This window comes from Agrobacterium sp. NPDC090273 (assembly GCF_044772305.1).
Taxonomy (GTDB): domain Bacteria; phylum Pseudomonadota; class Alphaproteobacteria; order Rhizobiales; family Rhizobiaceae; genus Agrobacterium.
The window spans coordinates 30930-47785 of the sequence record NZ_JBIVYN010000004.1; the positions used below are offsets into that span (position 1 = coordinate 30930).

General features: G+C 56.8%; 13 protein-coding genes. 5 read left to right on the forward strand and 8 right to left on the reverse strand.

Annotated elements, in window-relative coordinates; translation table 11 throughout:
* Positions 1-40: 40 nt before the first annotated feature.
* Positions 41-295, reverse strand: a complete 255-nt coding sequence (locus ACIQT8_RS12145; protein WP_138794894.1) for a hypothetical protein — start codon at positions 293-295, stop codon at positions 41-43.
* 597 nt (positions 296-892) lie between these two features.
* Between ACIQT8_RS12145 and ACIQT8_RS12150 the strand changes: the two genes are divergently transcribed.
* Positions 893-2095: an MFS transporter gene (locus ACIQT8_RS12150; protein WP_400965496.1), complete on the forward strand. Its 1203-nt coding sequence runs from the start codon at positions 893-895 to the stop codon at positions 2093-2095.
* 201 nt (positions 2096-2296) lie between these two features.
* Here ACIQT8_RS12150 and ACIQT8_RS12155 read toward each other — a convergent pair whose 3' ends face one another.
* Complete coding sequence (locus tag ACIQT8_RS12155; protein ID WP_210271353.1) at positions 2297-2620, reverse strand: Dabb family protein; 324 nt, start codon at positions 2618-2620, stop codon at positions 2297-2299.
* 815 nt (positions 2621-3435) lie between these two features.
* Between ACIQT8_RS12155 and ACIQT8_RS12160 the strand changes: the two genes are divergently transcribed.
* Positions 3436-5097 (forward strand): alpha/beta hydrolase, encoded by a 1662-nt coding sequence (locus ACIQT8_RS12160; RefSeq protein WP_400965499.1) that lies wholly within the window; start codon positions 3436-3438, stop codon positions 5095-5097.
* A 34-nt stretch (positions 5098-5131) separates the two neighbouring features.
* Here ACIQT8_RS12160 and ACIQT8_RS12165 read toward each other — a convergent pair whose 3' ends face one another.
* Positions 5132-5971: an SDR family oxidoreductase gene (locus ACIQT8_RS12165; RefSeq protein ID WP_400965502.1), complete on the reverse strand. Its 840-nt coding sequence runs from the start codon at positions 5969-5971 to the stop codon at positions 5132-5134.
* A 146-nt stretch (positions 5972-6117) separates the two neighbouring features.
* Here ACIQT8_RS12165 and ACIQT8_RS12170 point away from each other — a divergent pair, with 146 nt between their 5' ends.
* Complete coding sequence (locus ACIQT8_RS12170; RefSeq protein ID WP_400965505.1) at positions 6118-6495, forward strand: winged helix-turn-helix transcriptional regulator; 378 nt, start codon at positions 6118-6120, stop codon at positions 6493-6495.
* Here the strand turns inward: ACIQT8_RS12170 and ACIQT8_RS12175 are convergent.
* Positions 6487-6918: an Lrp/AsnC family transcriptional regulator gene (locus tag ACIQT8_RS12175; protein WP_138794889.1), complete on the reverse strand. Its 432-nt coding sequence runs from the start codon at positions 6916-6918 to the stop codon at positions 6487-6489. The two genes, ACIQT8_RS12170 and ACIQT8_RS12175, sit on opposite strands and share 9 nt — an antisense overlap.
* A gap of 127 nt (positions 6919-7045) precedes the next feature.
* Between ACIQT8_RS12175 and ACIQT8_RS12180 the strand changes: the two genes are divergently transcribed.
* Positions 7046-8146 (forward strand): saccharopine dehydrogenase NADP-binding domain-containing protein, encoded by a 1101-nt coding sequence (locus tag ACIQT8_RS12180; RefSeq protein ID WP_400965508.1) that lies wholly within the window; start codon positions 7046-7048, stop codon positions 8144-8146.
* 117 nt (positions 8147-8263) lie between these two features.
* Here ACIQT8_RS12180 and ACIQT8_RS12185 read toward each other — a convergent pair whose 3' ends face one another.
* Positions 8264-9724 carry a YdiU family protein gene (locus tag ACIQT8_RS12185; protein ID WP_400966326.1) on the reverse strand — a complete coding sequence of 487 codons (1461 nt, stop codon included), beginning with the start codon at positions 9722-9724 and terminating at the stop codon, positions 8264-8266.
* 226 nt (positions 9725-9950) lie between these two features.
* Positions 9951-13133, reverse strand: coding sequence for a PAS domain S-box protein (locus ACIQT8_RS12190; protein ID WP_400965511.1), 3183 nt, complete (start codon positions 13131-13133; stop codon positions 9951-9953).
* Between the two features lie 242 nt (positions 13134-13375).
* Here ACIQT8_RS12190 and ACIQT8_RS12195 point away from each other — a divergent pair, with 242 nt between their 5' ends.
* Positions 13376-15094, forward strand: coding sequence for a GH32 C-terminal domain-containing protein (locus ACIQT8_RS12195; RefSeq protein ID WP_400965514.1), 1719 nt, complete (start codon positions 13376-13378; stop codon positions 15092-15094).
* A gap of 13 nt (positions 15095-15107) precedes the next feature.
* Here the strand turns inward: ACIQT8_RS12195 and ACIQT8_RS12200 are convergent, their stop codons facing one another.
* A complete protein-coding gene (locus tag ACIQT8_RS12200; protein WP_400966329.1) occupies positions 15108-16490 on the reverse strand; it encodes an MFS transporter in 1383 nt (460 codons plus the stop codon).
* A 123-nt stretch (positions 16491-16613) separates the two neighbouring features.
* A complete protein-coding gene (locus ACIQT8_RS12205) occupies positions 16614-16811 on the reverse strand; it encodes a heavy-metal-associated domain-containing protein (protein WP_262525022.1) in 198 nt (65 codons plus the stop codon).
* Positions 16812-16856: the final 45 nt, after the last annotated feature.

The following is a 16856-nucleotide window of genomic DNA, read 5'->3' on the forward strand; positions in this document are numbered from 1 at the left end:
ATAAGGGTTGTTTTCCGATATTTTGATGCCGCGAGCAAGGCTACATCGGAACGCGCATCGTAACCTTGCGCGGACGTTCGCCATTGCCCTGAACGAGTACCGTCACGACACAGGACTGACCGTCATTGGAGGGATAAACCGAAAGGAGCTGTCCGCCAGTTTCGCGGACCACGCGGGATACGGCCGCACTGCAATCGCTCGCAGCAAGAGTGTAACGGCCCTGCAGATCAGCCTCGGGCGCCGTGAAACCGGAGAGCCCGGCTGCAAGCGTCGCGATGATGAGAGGTGATGCCATTGCACAAACTTCCAAACAAGACAGGGTGCGTGTCAAATCGTATTGTGACTGAATATGTAGCGTAAAGCGTCTGAATGGCAAATGAATGCCAGCTTTCCACCGGCAAGGCGGGGAAAAAGCGAGGGGTTACACACCTCCGCAAATCTGGCCGCAACGGCTGGAAGACAGCCGAAAAACGCTGCAAGAGCGCCGATCCATCCCGCTTTCGATCGTATTTCTGCATCGCCCGCCTTTAGAGGTCGCCCAACCGTGTCCGACCAATGACGCAATCTGCTACCTCAACGAACACCCTCGCCACCGAACTGACCCAAGATTGCCGATTCCAGGCCTTTTCTCATTGGTTTTCAGGCCTTTCAACGGCCAAGCCACGGCTCACCGTCGAAGCTGATTCCTCCGCATGCGACGAAAGGAAAGAAGGCCCACAAAAATGTGATCCCATGAAGCGCGGAAATCTGTGCGTTGGCTGGGTCTCACCAAACGATTGAGACATTCGCACACCCTTAACTTGCAGGCTCGTCTGATTGTGGTTGTTGATGTCAGGGCGCGCTGCTACCAAAAGCTTCATTTCCGTTTCAGAATCAGTATCTGCATCCTGCCATGTCAGAACCCGCAATTCCCGTGCGTCGCGTGCGACTTATCGCTGTGCTTGCCATCGGCCAGATCATTGGCTGGGGTGCGTGCTTTGAATCTCTTGCGTTGCTGGGCACACCCATCGGACGCGATCTCGGTCTTGCTAAGGAACTCGTCTTTGCCGGCTTGACGGTTATGATGGCGGTCAGCGCCTTTTGTGGCCCCGCACTTGGACGCGCTCTCACTCGGTACGGCGCCCGCCCCGTGCTTGTTACGGGATCGCTGCTCTTTCCTGTGGGTCTCGGCATCCTCGCCTGTTCGAATGGCTTTCTGAGCTATTGCCTTGCATGGACCGTGATGGGATTTGCCGGAGCATGCGGCCTTTCGACGTCGGCCAACACAGCGATGGTCGAACGCATCGGCGCAGGCGGCGGTCGGATGATCTCGCTGTTAATGATCTTCACCGGACTTTCCGCAACCATCTTTCTGCCGATCACCGCCTATGGCGAGCACCACTTCGGCTGGCGCGGCACGCTGGTGATCTTCGCCGGCCTGCAGCTCTTCGTCATGGTTCCGCTTTACATTTTCGCCTTGCCGGGGGAACGCTTGCCTGCGGCCTCTCCGCCATCCCAGAAGACAACGCCTGCGGCTGCAACAACCGACGCACGGCAGCATGCCTTTTTGCTTCTGGCTGCAATGACGACAATCAGCGCCTTCACCAGTTTCGGACTGTCGCCTCTCGTGCCATCGCTGCTTTTGGCAATGGGAGCATCCTCTGCGCTTGCGTTGCAGCTTGCCTCGGCACGCGGGGTTTTCGCCATTTCCGCACGCGGTCTCGATTTTCTGTTGGGAAAGCGCGGCAATCCCTTCGTCACCGGGATGGCCGGCAGCATCCTGTTCCTGCTCTCGCTGCTGCTATTGCTTGCCCTCGGTCCATCGACGGCGGCTTTCACTGTCTTTACCGTTCTCTTCGGCTTTGGTGGCGGAGTGGTCGCAGTCAGCCGGGCGGTACTGCCTCTTGCGGTGTTTTCGCCGCAGGAATACGGCCTTCAAGCCGCAAGGATTTCGTTACCGCAAAACCTCGCAATTGCCGCTGCTCCACTTTTCTTCACGGCTGTGCTGGAGCGAGGTGGACCAACCCTGGCACTCACCGTGGCAAGCGTATTGTTGTTTGTCTCGATCGTGCTTCTCGCAGCTCTGTGGAAGACAGTCCGTAAATCGTCGCGTTGAGCAAAGTCACCCGCAACCAAGGCTTGGTCAGCACGTTCAGGCTTGAATAACCGTTTTGATCTATGATCTGGGCAATGGCGCGGACAGCCCGCGCCAGCCAGAGCGACTGCGTGCAAAAAATCCTGAATCGCTGGAATCACTTGGAGGCAACGCCTCACAAAACGATTCCGCATCTTCAGAAACCGATTCAGGTTCGGTCGTTCAGCGGATTGGCTGCTTGACTGCGGTGTCGCTGTTGAAATCGGCTGCGACGCGAGTGTCGCGCAAAGGCTTTACCGTCCGTGTCGAAAGATCATAAGCGGGATCTGCCTTGTAAGCGGCGAGTGCCTCCTCGCTTTCGAACTCCCCGTAAACGATGAAGTCGACCGAGTTGCCCCACTGATCCTTCTTGACGTTCTCACCGATTTCCAACTTCAGCGCATGCGGTATGGCAGTGAGGCCCGACAGCCCCTTGCGCACGGCGTCGCGGTTTTCCTCAGGAACGGTGAAAAAGACGATATGGCGGATCACGGTGTCACCTGTCATTCAAAATTCAAACGCGGCCATTCGGGCCATGGAGACGGGTTATCATCTGGTTCACGCGGGTTCAATGCATAGCCTGCATGTCGTTCTGACGAAGAATCGGGCAAACCGAATCCCATTTCCAACCCCTGAAAATCGCCAGTATCGTAACACCCCGTTTTTCCACATGATCGTTGTCAGGACTAAATCGATTTGAAAAAATCTTAATCGATTTTAATCCGCAGATCGAAGTTTCGGGGTAAAAAATTCCTTGAATAACGGAACCTTAGCGCGCTATCTCGATTTATCGCGCAATTCTGCAGCGTTAACCCATTAGGAGGAATGCCACCATGACAGCGACAGTCCCCCAGACAGTTTACGACCGTCTTGAAAACGAATGGCGCCAAATGCGCGAGACCGGCTCTCAGCAAAAACCTGCCCAGACGCCGAAGAAATAAAGACAGTCCAGGCTTCCAGAAAAAAGCCTTGTTTTGACACCATCCCCGACAGGCCTGTCGGGGAAAAGATCATCAAAATGATCGCGTTTATTATACCACTGCACGTGGCTCTGATTTCTCATTCGCTCACCGCAATCCTCCCCCCCCAAAAAAAGACTACGCCACCGATAGAAACAGCGACTTTTTTATCCCCGTTGTTACGTGGCTTCCTGTTTTCACGTGTTAGCCCAATCGTGTGGAACCAAAGCAAGCAGCGCTGAAAATCCAATTTAGGATTATTTTCCTTGTTTGTGAATTTTATCTCGCAAGGGCGTTTGCACAGGCGTGTGAGGCATACTACACTCCCGGATGATGGTGCGGCGACAAGGGGAAATAATATCCATGAAACAATGGATTGCACGGTTGTTTGCAGGTCTGTCAGCAACCGGGATCGTGATCGGCACTGTGCTGTTCTGCGCATCACTCACCCCTTCTCTCCTGCCGCGAAGCTGGATGATGCAAGGCGTGTTGTGCGGTTTCTCCTTTGCGATCGGCTACCTCATCGGCGTATGCCTGCATGCTGTCTGGGCCTATCTGGAACTGCCTGAACCTTCACGTGGCAACAAACGCTGCATAAACTTTCTACTGTTTCTGGCGGGGCTTATCATGGCCTGCGTCTTCCTATGGCAGGCAGCAAATTGGCAAAACTCCATTCGTGTGCTGATGGAGCTTGATCCGCTACCAAGTGCGCACCCCACCAAAACAGGTCTGATTGCCCTTGCTGTCGCAACCGTCCTCATCCTCCTGGGGCGGCTTTTTCAACTGGTGCGACGCTTCTTTGCGTCGCGCAGCCGTCACTTCCTGCCGCAACGCCTTGCCAATGTCATCGGCATTACCGTTGCGGTGGTTCTGTCATGGATGCTTCTGAATGGTCTGATTTTCGATATCGGCCTGCGTTTCGCGGATTCCTCGCTCAAACAAGTGGATTCGTTGATCGAACCGGACGTGCCGCGCCCCGAGGACCCGAACAAGACAGGCAGCAGCGCTTCGCGAATGACATGGGAATCGCTTGGCCGACGCGGACGTGAATTCGTCGCTAGTGGGCCTGATGCCGGCAATATTTCCGGTTTTACCGGGCGCGGTGCCAAGGAACCGTTACGTGTTTATGCCGGCCTCAACTCAGCAGAAACACCCGAGGCGAGAGCGGCATTGGCGCTGGAAGAGCTGAAACGGGTCGGCGGCTTCGAACGAAAGGTCCTGCTCATCGTCATCCCGACCGGCACGGGGTGGATCGATCCTGAAGGGCTCGACACTGTCGAATATCTGCACGATGGCGACATCGCCAGCGTTGCCGTACAATATTCTTATCTGTCGAGCTGGATCGCGCTTCTGACAGAACCGAACTACGGCGTTGAAACCGCACGCGCACTGTTTCAGGCCGTTTATGGGTACTGGACAACGTTACCGAAAGAGACGCGTCCGAAGCTTTATCTGCATGGTCTGAGCCTCGGCTCTCTTAATTCGCAGAAATCCTCTGATCTTTACGATGTGCTCTCAGATCCCTTCCAGGGTGCGCTTTGGAGTGGTCCACCCTTCTCCAGTCCCACCTGGCGCATGGCAACCAATGGCAGGGTCGCAGGCTCACCGGAATGGCTGCCACGGTTCCGAGATTCGTCTGTCATCCGCTTCGCCAATCAGTATACGAGTGCGCACATGCTCGACACAGCGTGGGGGCCGATGCGGATCGTTTACCTGCAATATGCAAGCGACCCCATCACCTTTTTCGAGGCTTCGTCTCTCTATCGCCGTCCGGAATGGATGGTTCACCACGGTCCGGATGTTTCCTCTTCCTTCCGTTGGTTCCCTGTCGTGACGCTGCTGCAACTCGGGCTTGATGTCGCCTCCGCCACCACGGCACCCATGGGTTACGGACATGTCTATGCGCCGGAGCATTACATCGACGCCTGGATGGAAGTGACGCAACCAGAGGGGTGGAGTGCGGACGATATCCAGCGACTGAAAATGTTCTTCAAGGCCCGTCGCGGCTCGACTGATCCGACCTAGGCGGCGGTGGAGGCCGCGACGGGTTTTACGCCCTTCAGCCTTTCAACGCGTCCAAGTGATCGGCCACATAGATTTCCAGAGAACGCGGTGCCTTGCCCGTTAGCGTTTGCACGTCGCCGGTCACCGCTGACGTCCAGCCTTCGCGTACCGGGTAGAAGATCGACGCGAGGAAAGCTGCGTAATCCTGCGGCACGCCTGCACCTGTCAGGATGCCGATAAACGCTTCATCCGAAACGGCATTGTAGGCAACAGGCCTGCCGATTGCCTTTTCGATGATTGCTGCAGCATCGGCGTAACCCAGCGCCTCCGGGCCAGTCAGATTGAATGCCTTGCCATCGAAGGCTGTCGAGCTCAGCGCTGCGGCGGCACTGTCAGCGATATCGCGGACATCGATAAAGCTCGACTTTCCATTGCCGGCAGGAACAGCAATCTGCCCGCGATCGATGCCTGCCTTCCAGAAGGTATGAAAATTGTCAGCAAACCAGTTGGGACGAAGAATGACGTGGGGAACCCCTGAGGCGATGATTTTCAGCTCTACCTGGCGATACGGGATGGAATCGTCGGCATCGACACCGAAGACACTCATGAAAACGATCTTGATCTTGCGGCGGATCGCCTCGTCGACGACTGGCGACAATGCGCCAAGAACATCGACATGGCCTGTTGAAAGCAAGAGGTAAAGCCTGTCAACGCCATCAAAGGCTGCCGCGAAGGTAGAGGCGTCAGCGTAATCGAAGCGAACGCCGTCTGCCCCTTCCACAGCGTTGCCGCTGCGTGACGCAGCCTTGACGTTTTCGCCCTTGTTTACCAGCGCTTTCACCAGAGGATTGCCGACCGTTCCGGTTGCACCGAGCACGAGTATCTTGCCTGTCATTCCAAATCTCCTTAGTATCTTGCGGAAACCATGTTTCCAGAAAACACATACTGCGGATTGGAAATCGCTAAAAGAGAGCACTTTTCGGTTATCTGGTAACCTGCAGGAAACCCGGCAGTCACAATTGTCGGGGCGAAAGGGACACGATGAACTACCCCTACGACGTATATGAAGACCGCTGCCCGACACGCATGGTGCTGGACAGGCTTGCAGACAAATGGGCACTTCTCATTCTCGACCGTCTGCGGGTGGAGGCCGTGCGCTTCAATCTGCTGCGGCGTGAAATCAAAGGCATTTCCCAGAAGGTCCTGTCTCAAACCTTGAAGAAGCTTGAGCGCGACGGTCTGATCGTGCGGCAGGCTTTTCCAACAGTTCCGGTAACGGTCGAATATTCGCTGACGCCCCTCGGACGCACGCTGACGGAAACGGTCGCCGCCCTTGCGCACTGGGCAGAGGGCAATATCGAAGCTGTGATGGCGGCCCAAAAAGCCTATGACGCGGCCAATGAGCGAGCGTCAGCGTGAAATCCGCGTCGAGAGGATAATCGACGACAATGTACGCTCCACGCCCTCAAGGGCACCGATCCGATCGATCAGTTGATCGAGATCGGCGATGGATGGCGCCGCCAGAATGGCGATGAGGTCAAAACTTCCGCCGACCGAATGCAGTGTCGTGACCTCCCGAATTGCCGAAAGCGAGGCGGTGACGGCCGGCAAGGCCTTGGGTGCAATGGTAATCAGCACGTGGGCGCGAACCAGTCCGGATAGATAGCTTTCCGAAAACCTCAGACCATATCCGGCGATCACGCCGTCCGTCTCCAACCGCTCTATCCGGGCCTGCACAGTCGTGCGTGAAAGGCCAAGTTTGCGCGCCAATTCGGCAACCGGCATGCGGGCATTTTCGGACAAAAGCGCCAGAAGCGCGCGGTCCTTATCTGTGATAGTCATTATGATCAATCCTATCGTCAATCTGACCAATATTACCCTGCAATTATGGCAGAGTGAAGCTACGAATCGACGGCAAAATCCGACATTTTTGGATCTCATATTCATTCAAACTGCGGGGAACAAACCTATGAAAAATATCGTCATTGTCGGTGCGGGCAATATCGGATCGGCCATCGCCTGGATGCTTGCCGTAACCGGCGACTACAAGATCACAGTGGCGGACCGCTCTGCCGAACAACTTGCCAATGTGCCGACGCATGACAACGTCGAAACCGAAATCGTCGACATTACCGACCGCGCTCCGCTTGAGGCGCTACTCAAAGGCCGTTTTGCCGTTCTTTCTGCCGCACCTTTCCATCTCACAGCAGGCATCGCCGAGGCCGCGGTTGCAGTCGGCACACATTATCTGGATCTGACCGAAGACGTTGAATCAACCCGTAAGGTCAAGGCTCTGGCCGAAACAGCTGGAACGGCCCTAATTCCGCAGTGTGGTCTTGCACCTGGTTTCATCTCCATCGCCGCAGCAGATATCGCGTCGCGCTTCGACAAGCTCGACAGCGTGCGCATGCGCGTCGGCGCACTTCCTCAATATCCGTCCAATGCCTTGAACTACAACCTGACCTGGAGCACGGACGGCCTCATTAACGAATATATCGAGCCATGCGAAGCGATTGTCGAAGGTCGCCTCACCGCTGTTCCCGCACTTGAGGAACGCGAAGAGTTCTCGCTCGATGGCGTGACGTACGAGGCGTTCAACACCTCCGGTGGACTGGGCACGCTATGCGCCACGCTGGAAGGCAAGGTGCGCACCATGAATTACCGCACCATCCGTTACCCCGGCCATGTTGCAATCATGAAAGCACTGCTCAATGATCTCAACCTGCGCAATCGCCGCGACGTGTTGAAGGACCTGTTTGAAAACGCGTTGCCCGCCACGATGCAGGACGTTGTGATCGTGTTCGTTACCGTCTGCGGCACGCAGAAAGGCCGCTTCCTGCAGGAGACCTACGCCAACAAGGTCTATGCCGGCCCAGTGTCCGGCCGCATGATGAGCGCAATCCAGATCACTACGGCCGCCGGCATCTGCACGGTTCTCGATCTTCTCGCCGAAGGCGCCCTCCCCCAGAAGGGCTTCGTCAGGCAGGAAGAAATCGCACTGCCCAAGTTCCTGGCGAACCGCTTTGGCCATTATTACGGATCGCATGAGCCGCTTGCCAAGGCTGGCTAAGGGAAGACTCAGAGTCGTCGACCTAATTTCAGCGTCGCACTGAACGCGATACGGTTAGGTCGATAAGCCCGAAAACTCTCTTCGCCGCGCAGACGCGCGGCGACTGGAGGTTTCGCGTCACGTCCCGCAGAACGTCCGGGACACACGCTCGTGGTTCATCGGCGCCTGCATGTAGACTGCGAACTCATCGCGTTCCTCGAACGGTTTGGCGATTGCCGCCAGCATGTCGTGGAATGGTTCAAAGTCGCCGTCTTCGACTGCTGCTGCGATCAGTTCTTCGATGCGGTGGTTGCGGGGAATGATTGTCGGATTGATAGACAGCATCGCTGCCTTTCGTTGGGCTGCAGACACGCCGTCCCGTTCGGCTCTGGTACGCCAACGCGCCAACCATGCGTCCGCCGCAGCAAGATCGATGAACATGCCGCGAAATGCTTCGGCATCGCCATCTGCTGCATGAGACAGTCGCCGGAACGTCAATGTGAAGTCAGCCTCCGAAGCTTGCATCATTGCCAGAAGAGCCTGAACGAGCGCCGTGTCGTCGTCCTCTTCCGTCACCAGTCCAAGTTTCTGACGCATGCCGGAAAGCCAGCGTCCTGGAAAATTCCCGGCAAATTCCGCAAGAACGGCGTTGGCCAGTTCCGCTGCCTTTTCCGCCTCGGGATCAAGCAGCGGCAGCAGGCATTCTGCCAACCGGGCGATGTTCCACTGGGCGATGCCCGGCTGGTTGTTATAGGCATAGCGGCCTTGGGCATCGATTGAGGAGAACACTTTGTTGGGGTGGTATTCATCAAGGAAGGCGCAGGGGCCGAAATCGATCGTTTCTCCTGAAACGGCCATGTTGTCTGTATTCATCACGCCATGGATGAAGCCCGCCATCAACCAACGAGCCACAAGATCGAGTTGCCGTGCCGCGATCGCCTGCAGAAGCGCGAGATAGGGATTATCAGCCTGCGTCGCGTCTGGATAATGGCGATCGATGACGTAATCGGCCAGCGCCTTGATGCCATCATCGTCTTCACGCGCCGCAAAGAACTGAAACGTACCGACACGGATGTGGCTGGCCGCAACACGGGTGAAGACGCCACCCGGCAGCCCGATCTCACGCTGCACGCGCTCTCCGCTCAACACGGCAGCGAGTGCCCGCGTGGCAGGAATGCCAAGCGCATACATGGCCTCAGAGACGATATATTCACGCAGAACCGGACCAAGTGCTGCACGCCCATCTCCGCGTCGCGAAAAGGGCGTGGGGCCAGACCCTTTCAGCTGGATGTCGCGCCGTTTGCCGTTCCTATCGATGACCTCGCCGAGCAGGATCGCCCGTCCGTCGCCAAGCTGCGGAACAAACCCGCCAAACTGATGCCCCGCATAGGCCATAGCCAGAGGTTCAGCGCCTTGCGGTACCGTATTGCCGGAAAAGATTGCAGCGAGTCTGTCATCAGCAAGGCCGGAAATATCCAACCCCAATTCATCGGCAAGGGGATGATTGAAGGCGATAAGTTGCGGCGCCTTGACCGGGGTCGGCAGCACGGCAGCGCTAAAACGCTCTGGAAGACGGGCGTAGGAATTGTCGAATTTCATCACGGATGCGCTCCTGCTTTGCGGCTCAAACCGCCAAACCGTTCAACGCGTTAGCGCGACAGCTTTTCCGGCATATTATCACTACAAAACCATGAGACGATTTTGCGCGACATGCTTTTCTCCTTCGCATGTCCGTACCACAAAACCGCAAAACACTTTTGCGCGACATGCCTTATATGGCGTGTCGCACCCGTGGTTGCGAGATCAAAATCGCACCCGGTTTGTTTCAGGCCGATTTCAGAATGCCTTCTCCGATCGCCTTGTTCAGTTCGGGCATCTCCGAAAACAGCGCCTGCAGTTTTTCAGCGCGCAGCGGCTTTGCCATCAGGAAGCCCTGAACCTCACTGCAATGGTCTGCCGTCAGCACCGCAAGCTGTTCATTGGTTTCAACGCCCTCTGCCGTGACCGATAGACCAAGCGCCTGCCCGAGCCCAAGGATCGCCTGGACAATGGAGCGAGCACTACCATCGGCTTCAAGATCCGTGATGAAACTGCGGTCGATCTTGATGACGTCAAACGGGAAGTTGCGCAGATAGGAGAGCGACGAATACCCCGTGCCAAAATCGTCCATGGCGAGTTTGACGCCCAGAGCCTTGAGGCTCTTCAAGACGGCTACCGCACGATCTGCATCTTCGAGCAGCACGCCCTCGGTAATTTCCAGTTCGAGGAGATCCGCAGGCAAGGCGGTTTCGGCGAGGCAGTCCCTCACCTTCTGCACGAATTGCGGATCGCGGAACTGTGCGGGCGAGACATTGACCGAGACGCCAATACCGTCCCAACTCATCGCCGTGGTGCAGGCAGCGCGCAAGATCCAGTCTCCCAGAGGCACGATCATGCCGTTGCGCTCCGCAAGCGGAATAAAATCGGCCGGAGGAATGCGTCCGCGTTCAGGATGTGCCCAGCGCACCAATGCCTCGGCACTGCGCACGCAGCGCTCGCGCGTATCGAAACGCGGCTGGAACTCCAGATAAAAATCGCCGGCGGCGAGGCTGTGGCGCATATCTTCGGCAAGCCGTCTCTGGCTGACGATCCTGTCGTTCATCTCCATCGAGAAGAAGCTGTAGACGCCGCGGCCATTCTGCTTGGAGCGATAGAGCGCGGCATCGGCCGCGCGTAAAAGATCGTCCGGTGTCTCCCCATCTGTCGGGGCAACGGCAATACCGATTGACATGCCAATGCTGATTTCACCGCTCTCATAAGGAATGGGTTTTGTCACCGTCTCGATCAGTCGGCGGCAGAATGCCTCTATGTTTTCGACCGCCATACCCGGCGCAACGATGACAAATTCATCGCCACCGACGCGTGCCACCATTTGATCTTCATCGATCATGCGCCGCATGCGGTCAGCCACTTCGCCGAGAACGCGGTCGCCAACATGGTGGCCATAAGTGTCGTTGACCGGCTTGAAGCGATCGAGATCGATGTAGAAGACAGTCAAAGCCGCTCCCGGTCCGGCAAGCGAGGCATCCATGAAGGAGGCCAGCTTGACGCGGTTGGGAAGCGACGTCGCGGCATCGTGGTGTGCCTGACGACGTGCATCCTCGAACGCTTCGGCCAGTGCCACATTCGAGCTGACGTCGGTCGCATATTTGATGACGCTGACCGGCTTGCCATTCAGGTCGAGGACCGGATTGTAGGAGGCTTGTATCCAGACCTCGCGGCCGTTCTTGGCGAGACGCTTGTACAATCCGCTATGATATTTGCCGCTTCTGAGCATCTCCCAGAACGTCACATATTCATCGCTGACGTAGAAATCCCGCTCGACAAACATCGAGTGATGGGCCCCCTTCAATTCATGGATACCGTATCCGAAGAGGTCGAGAAAATTCTCGTTGGCGTCAGACAGAACGCCATCAAGTCCGAAGACGGCAACGGCCTGCGACTTGTTGATGGCTTCGATCTGGCCGCGATATCCGGCCTGCATGAGTTTGTCGGCGGTGACGTCGATTGCGTATTTCACAACCTTGAAGGGCCTGCCGTTCATGTCGAAGATCGGGCTGTATGTCGCCTGCAGCCAGATTTCGCTGCCGTCCTTGCAGACGCGTCGGTATTCGCCTGCCTGGTGGCACCCTGCGGCCAGATCGCGCCAGAAGGCCTGGTATTCTTCCGAAACGGCATCGGTTTCCGAAACGAACATGCGGTGATGGCGCCCCATGACGTCGGCGTAACGGTAGCCGGTCGCATCGAGGAAGTTTTCGTTGACGTCGAGGATCGTCCCGTCCAGCGCGAAGGAGATGACGCATTGCGCCTTGTGAATGGCAGCGATCTGGCCCTGGCACTCCGCCTCGATCAACTTCTCGTCGGTGACGACGGAGGCGTATTTCACCACCTTCACCGGCTTGCCGTCGGCATCGAAGATCGGATTGTAGGTGGCATGCAGCCACACCTCGCGACCATTTTTTCCGAACCGCTTGTAATGACCCATACGATGCTTGCCCTGCCGCAACTCACGCCAGAAAGTCTGGTATTCGCTGCCGTGAGCGTAAGCCGGATCGACAAACATGCGGTGATGGCGGCCCTCGATCTCGGCAAGATCATAGCCGGTCGCCTCAAGGAAGAGATCATTGGCGTCGAGAATTGCACCGAACATATCGAAGGTAATGACGAGGTTGGACTTGTGAATAGCAGTGATCTGCCATTGATAGTCTGCCTGCCGCATCTTCGCTTCGGTAATGTCGGTGGCGTATTTCACCACCTTCAACGGGCGCCCGGCGGCATCGAGAATGGGGCTATAAACGGCTTGGAGCCATACCTCCCGACCATCCTGGCGGATACGGCGATATTCGCCTGAGCGGTGTTCGCCCTGCCCCAGCCCAGCCCAGAAGGCGCGATAAGCCTCGCTTGCGCGTTCATCGTTATCCACCAGCACGGAATGATGTTTACCGACGAGCGCATCATGGTCGTAGCCGACGGCATTCAGGAAAAGCTCGTTTGCTTCGAGCACATGACCGTCCAGCGAGAAATGCACGACGGCCTGTGTGCGGTTGATGGCCATGAGCTGACCGCGCGCATCCGCTTCGCGCGCTTCGCGCTCAGTGATGTCCTCGATGACCTGTACGACCTCCGTGATCGTTCCTTCTTCATCCGCCAGCGGCATGTAACGGCAATTCAACCATAGTTCCTTGCCGGATTTGCTGACCCACAAGGCCGTCTGCTGTTGTGGCTTGCCCTTGCGCACATTTCGCCAGAGCGCGAGCTGCTGGCTTCGCTCATAGCTCTTGGAGACAAAAAACGTATCTTCCTGACCAAGAAGTTCTTGAAGATCATAGCCAAGTAGTCGCAAGAATTGGTGGTTGGCGCCAACGATGCGCCCTTGTCCGTCGAAGCGAAGCGTTGCGAAAAGCTGATTGAATGCCCTCAGCTCCGCCGAAACGGCAGAACCATGAGTTTCAGGGTAGGTTGAGGACATCCACGCTTATCCGTCAAAAAAGTTATGAAGAATGACTATTCCAGCCGTCTTCTGAATAGAGGGAAACTCCTAACAAACACAAAACCAGGTTGCACAACTCAGTGAACTTTTACCGCGAACCTTCGTTTTGACTGTGCTGCCAGTCCAAGTCAGCAATCGACGTCCGCTACCACGCGTTGTGCCTCATTCCTGACAGACGGGGTGATACATTGGGCGGGACCATGAGAAGGAAAGGAAGAGGAATGACCGTCGTTGAAGCCGTGCTGGCAGAACCGGAAAGCGCCATCCGCACCATCCACACCGATCTTCCCGTCAACACGACCTTTCATATCTGGCTGAAGGCGAAAAAAACAGCGGAGCCAGGCTCTGTTTCGTTTTCCAATGCCAACGGAAAATTCGCCGAAGTTTCAAGTATCAATACTGAAGAATTCAGTTTTCGAATCTACCAGATCTTTGGCGGCGGGCATGTGGAGCTGAGTTACGACACCGTGACAACAGCCGTTTCTGTCATCTACTGGTTCACAGCCTCGGACGTTCTGGAAACCGGCATCACCGTTGTCCATACCAAGCCGGACAACGCCCCGCCCGAACTGCCGCAAAGTTATCACTTCCGTCCGCCATTCGGCTGGATGAATGATCCGAATGGTTTTGGGCGGTTCGAGGGACGCCCGCATCTGTTCTATCAGCACTATTCCCATGGGCTGCGCTGGAACACCATGCATTGGGGGCACGCGGTCTCGTCCGATTATCTGCGCTGGCGGCATCTGCCGATTTTCCTCTTTCCGTCCGAAGATCTGACAACGCGTCCGGACAAACGTGGCGGCGCCTATTCCGGCTCGACCATTCCTCTGGTCGAAGGACCGGGCATCAGGGTATTCTTTACCGAGCAGGTGCAGGACCGCGTTCCGGAACAACAGATCCAGCTCACAGCAACCTCTTCCGATCTCATCATGGCTGGACAGGCCGACGTCGTTCTTGGACTACGCCCGGATGGACAGGGACTGACACCGGACTTTCGCGATCCTTACGTCGTCCGTGGACCGGATGGCTTGTGGAAGATGCTGCTGGGAAGCCAGAGCGACAGCGGTGGCGTCATTCTGCTTTACGAGACCCAGGACCCGACGGCATCATCCGGCTGGACCTACGTGGGCAAGCTTTGGGTCGAAACACGCTACAAGACAACCGCCATCGAATGCCCCTGTCTGCTGCCGCTCGATGGACCGGCGAACGCGCGTACAACGCGATGGGTGCTGATCTATGGGCTGATGCATTCCGAAGATCCGCAGACCGGCCGCAAGAACCTGACAATGGCAGATGTCGGCTGGTTCGACGGCAAGACCTTTACGAAGGAAACAGGACAGGAACTGGATTTTGGCACCGACAATTACGCGTTCCAGGCGTTTCTGGATGGTGACAACATCGTGGGGATCGGCTGGCTTGCCAATTGGGCCGATGCCAATCCGGAAATCGATTTTCCGACCTCGATGACCTTGCCTCGCCGATTGCATTATGCCCATGGCGAACTTCTAACGCCCCCGATCGGTGCAGCCGAAAGCCTGCGCAGCCACATTCTTGACCGTACCCGGCTGGCGTCCGGCGAACGCGTCACCTTCCTCAATGGCGCCGTCGAAATCCTGTTCGAGCTGACCTCACCCGGCCAACCTTTCGAACTGCAACTCGATCATCCGACAGTGCGCCTTGGCGTCGTGTCGGATGAAAGCGGTCTGTGGATACGACATGAAGATGGGCGTGACGGCCCCTCGCCGCTCTATATCGCCAAAGGGGCGCGGGCGTCACGCGTGCGCATCTTCCTAGACTACGGTTCGCTGGAGGTTTTCGTGAACCGTGGGCGTTATGTCGGCACGAAGCGGATCGAGGGTTTCGAGCCCGTCCGCTCGGCTATCCTAAAGGCCGAGCCCGGTACGATCGATCATGCGACGTGCTGGGCACTGAAACTCTAGTCTTCGTCGAGCCTCAAGTCCGCCTGCCGCGCAAGCCGCGGGCGGTCACGAGCGCCAGGATAGAGACCAGCACTCCAAGGCCATAGAGATAGACCATCGGCATCAGGATGTCGCCGCGTTCCATTTCCGCAAAAAGATTGCTGGCGGCGGCGACGGTTCCACTCGCCCCTGCTCCGGCGGCAGCGCCAAGCGTTGAGACCGTGGGCAAAAGTGCGCCGGTCATTTCCCGTTCGGTATCGGGTGCGGCTTCCATCGCTGCCTGGCTGATGCCTGCCCAGGACATGCCGAAGGCGGAACCGATCAATATCTGGCCAGCGAGCATCTCCAACCAGTTGCCATTAACGAGGCCAAGCCCGAGGAGCGCGCATCCCGGCACCATTTGCCATGGGCCATAATGCAGGCAAATTGCCCGCAATCTCGCTGATCTGAGACTGCCAATGACCATGGCAATGAAGCTCCAGGACAGTGGCATCGTGACCACAATAAACCCGGCGAATGTCGGCTCATAGCCCCAGAGATTTATCGCGACATAAGCGAGGTAAACATTGCCCAGCGCATGCGCATAAGACATCAGGAACAGCACCCAGAAACCACTGCCGAGTACGCTGTTCAGGCGAAACGCATTTCTCGGAAACAACCCCATAGAAGGACGCGTGCCTGATTTGAGCGATGCCCACAACAGGATTGCACCGCCAACAAGTGCAAGGACACGCAACAGCGTGCCGTCAAAGGCCGACGGCGCTGAAAAGGCAAGTGCGCCAGCAAGGCACAGGAAAAGCGGCACGAAGGGCCTGCGCGTTGATACAACCGGCTTTTCAGTTGGAACGGCCATAACAGTATAAACGACGAGAAGCATGATCAGCGGCGCGGACAGCAGGAATGTTGCCCGCCAGGACAAGTGTTCGGTGGCAAAACCGCCGGTCAGCGGTCCAACGAAGGAGGCAATCGCCCAGATCGCTGCTTCTATGGCGAAGACTTTCGGCAGAAGATCTGATCTGAAGCCAGCGGGAATGAGGCTGTAGCAGACGGCAACGATCAGACCATCCGCAACACCTTGCAGAGCTCTTCCCATCACCACCCAGAGAAAGTCGCCGGCGATGGCGGACAGGATCGATCCGAGTGAAAAGATCAGGCAGCAAAGCAGAAGAACGAAGCGTGCGCCAAAGCGCTGGCGGAACAGAACAGCGGTAACGCCACCCGCTACAGAGCCGACAAAATAAACACTGTAAGCCCAGCTATAGAAGGCCGCCCCGCCAATCTCACTGACAGCAACGGGCAGCGCCGTTACCACCGCGAACTGATTGAAGGCGTGCAGGCCGATACCGGAGGAAATAACCGTCAGAAGCGCGAGGTTCGCGCCGCTCAACAATTCCAGCCACCCGTTGCGCTCGACCATTTCCGAATTCACCACTGCCGTATCCTTTCTGTTTTTCGATACGGCGGGCAAACTAGAACCACAAGCGCAGTTGAGGTCAAGCGACATTTCTGATCAATGAGGCAGGCATGCTGTCTGCCACTTTCAAGCAGCTCGTTCCGGCGAGTAACCCACGTCGCGAATTGCATCTTCCGCTTTTGCCGCATCACCGGCGACGGTGACTGTGTGGGCAGCGAGGTCGATGTTGACCGAGCTGCCGGGCAGTGCTTCGGCAAGGGCGCCACGTACGGTCTTTTCGCAATGGCCGCAGGTCATATCAGGCACGAGGAACGTGGTGGTCATGGTCTTCTCCAGTGAGGATTGTCTTTTGTGGTTGTGCACCTTGCC

Excerpts from the sequence above, each read along its gene's own strand:
- ACIQT8_RS12145 (WP_138794894.1), bottom strand. The coding sequence starts at position 295 with ATGGCATCACCTCTCATCATCGCGACGCTTGCAGCCGGGCTCTCCGGT.
- ACIQT8_RS12150 (WP_400965496.1), top strand. The coding sequence starts at position 893 with ATGTCAGAACCCGCAATTCCCGTGCGTCGCGTGCGACTTATCGCTGTG.
- ACIQT8_RS12155 (WP_210271353.1), bottom strand. The coding sequence starts at position 2,620 with ATGACAGGTGACACCGTGATCCGCCATATCGTCTTTTTCACCGTTCCT.
- ACIQT8_RS12160 (WP_400965499.1), top strand. The coding sequence starts at position 3,436 with ATGAAACAATGGATTGCACGGTTGTTTGCAGGTCTGTCAGCAACCGGG.
- ACIQT8_RS12165 (WP_400965502.1), bottom strand. The coding sequence starts at position 5,971 with ATGACAGGCAAGATACTCGTGCTCGGTGCAACCGGAACGGTCGGCAAT.
- ACIQT8_RS12170 (WP_400965505.1), top strand. The coding sequence starts at position 6,118 with ATGAACTACCCCTACGACGTATATGAAGACCGCTGCCCGACACGCATG.
- ACIQT8_RS12175 (WP_138794889.1), bottom strand. The coding sequence starts at position 6,918 with ATGACTATCACAGATAAGGACCGCGCGCTTCTGGCGCTTTTGTCCGAA.
- ACIQT8_RS12180 (WP_400965508.1), top strand. The coding sequence starts at position 7,046 with ATGAAAAATATCGTCATTGTCGGTGCGGGCAATATCGGATCGGCCATC.
- ACIQT8_RS12185 (WP_400966326.1), bottom strand. The coding sequence starts at position 9,724 with ATGAAATTCGACAATTCCTACGCCCGTCTTCCAGAGCGTTTTAGCGCT.
- ACIQT8_RS12190 (WP_400965511.1), bottom strand. The coding sequence starts at position 13,133 with ATGTCCTCAACCTACCCTGAAACTCATGGTTCTGCCGTTTCGGCGGAG.
- ACIQT8_RS12195 (WP_400965514.1), top strand. The coding sequence starts at position 13,376 with ATGACCGTCGTTGAAGCCGTGCTGGCAGAACCGGAAAGCGCCATCCGC.
- ACIQT8_RS12200 (WP_400966329.1), bottom strand. The coding sequence starts at position 16,490 with ATGGTCGAGCGCAACGGGTGGCTGGAATTGTTGAGCGGCGCGAACCTC.
- ACIQT8_RS12205 (WP_262525022.1), bottom strand. The coding sequence starts at position 16,811 with ATGACCACCACGTTCCTCGTGCCTGATATGACCTGCGGCCATTGCGAA.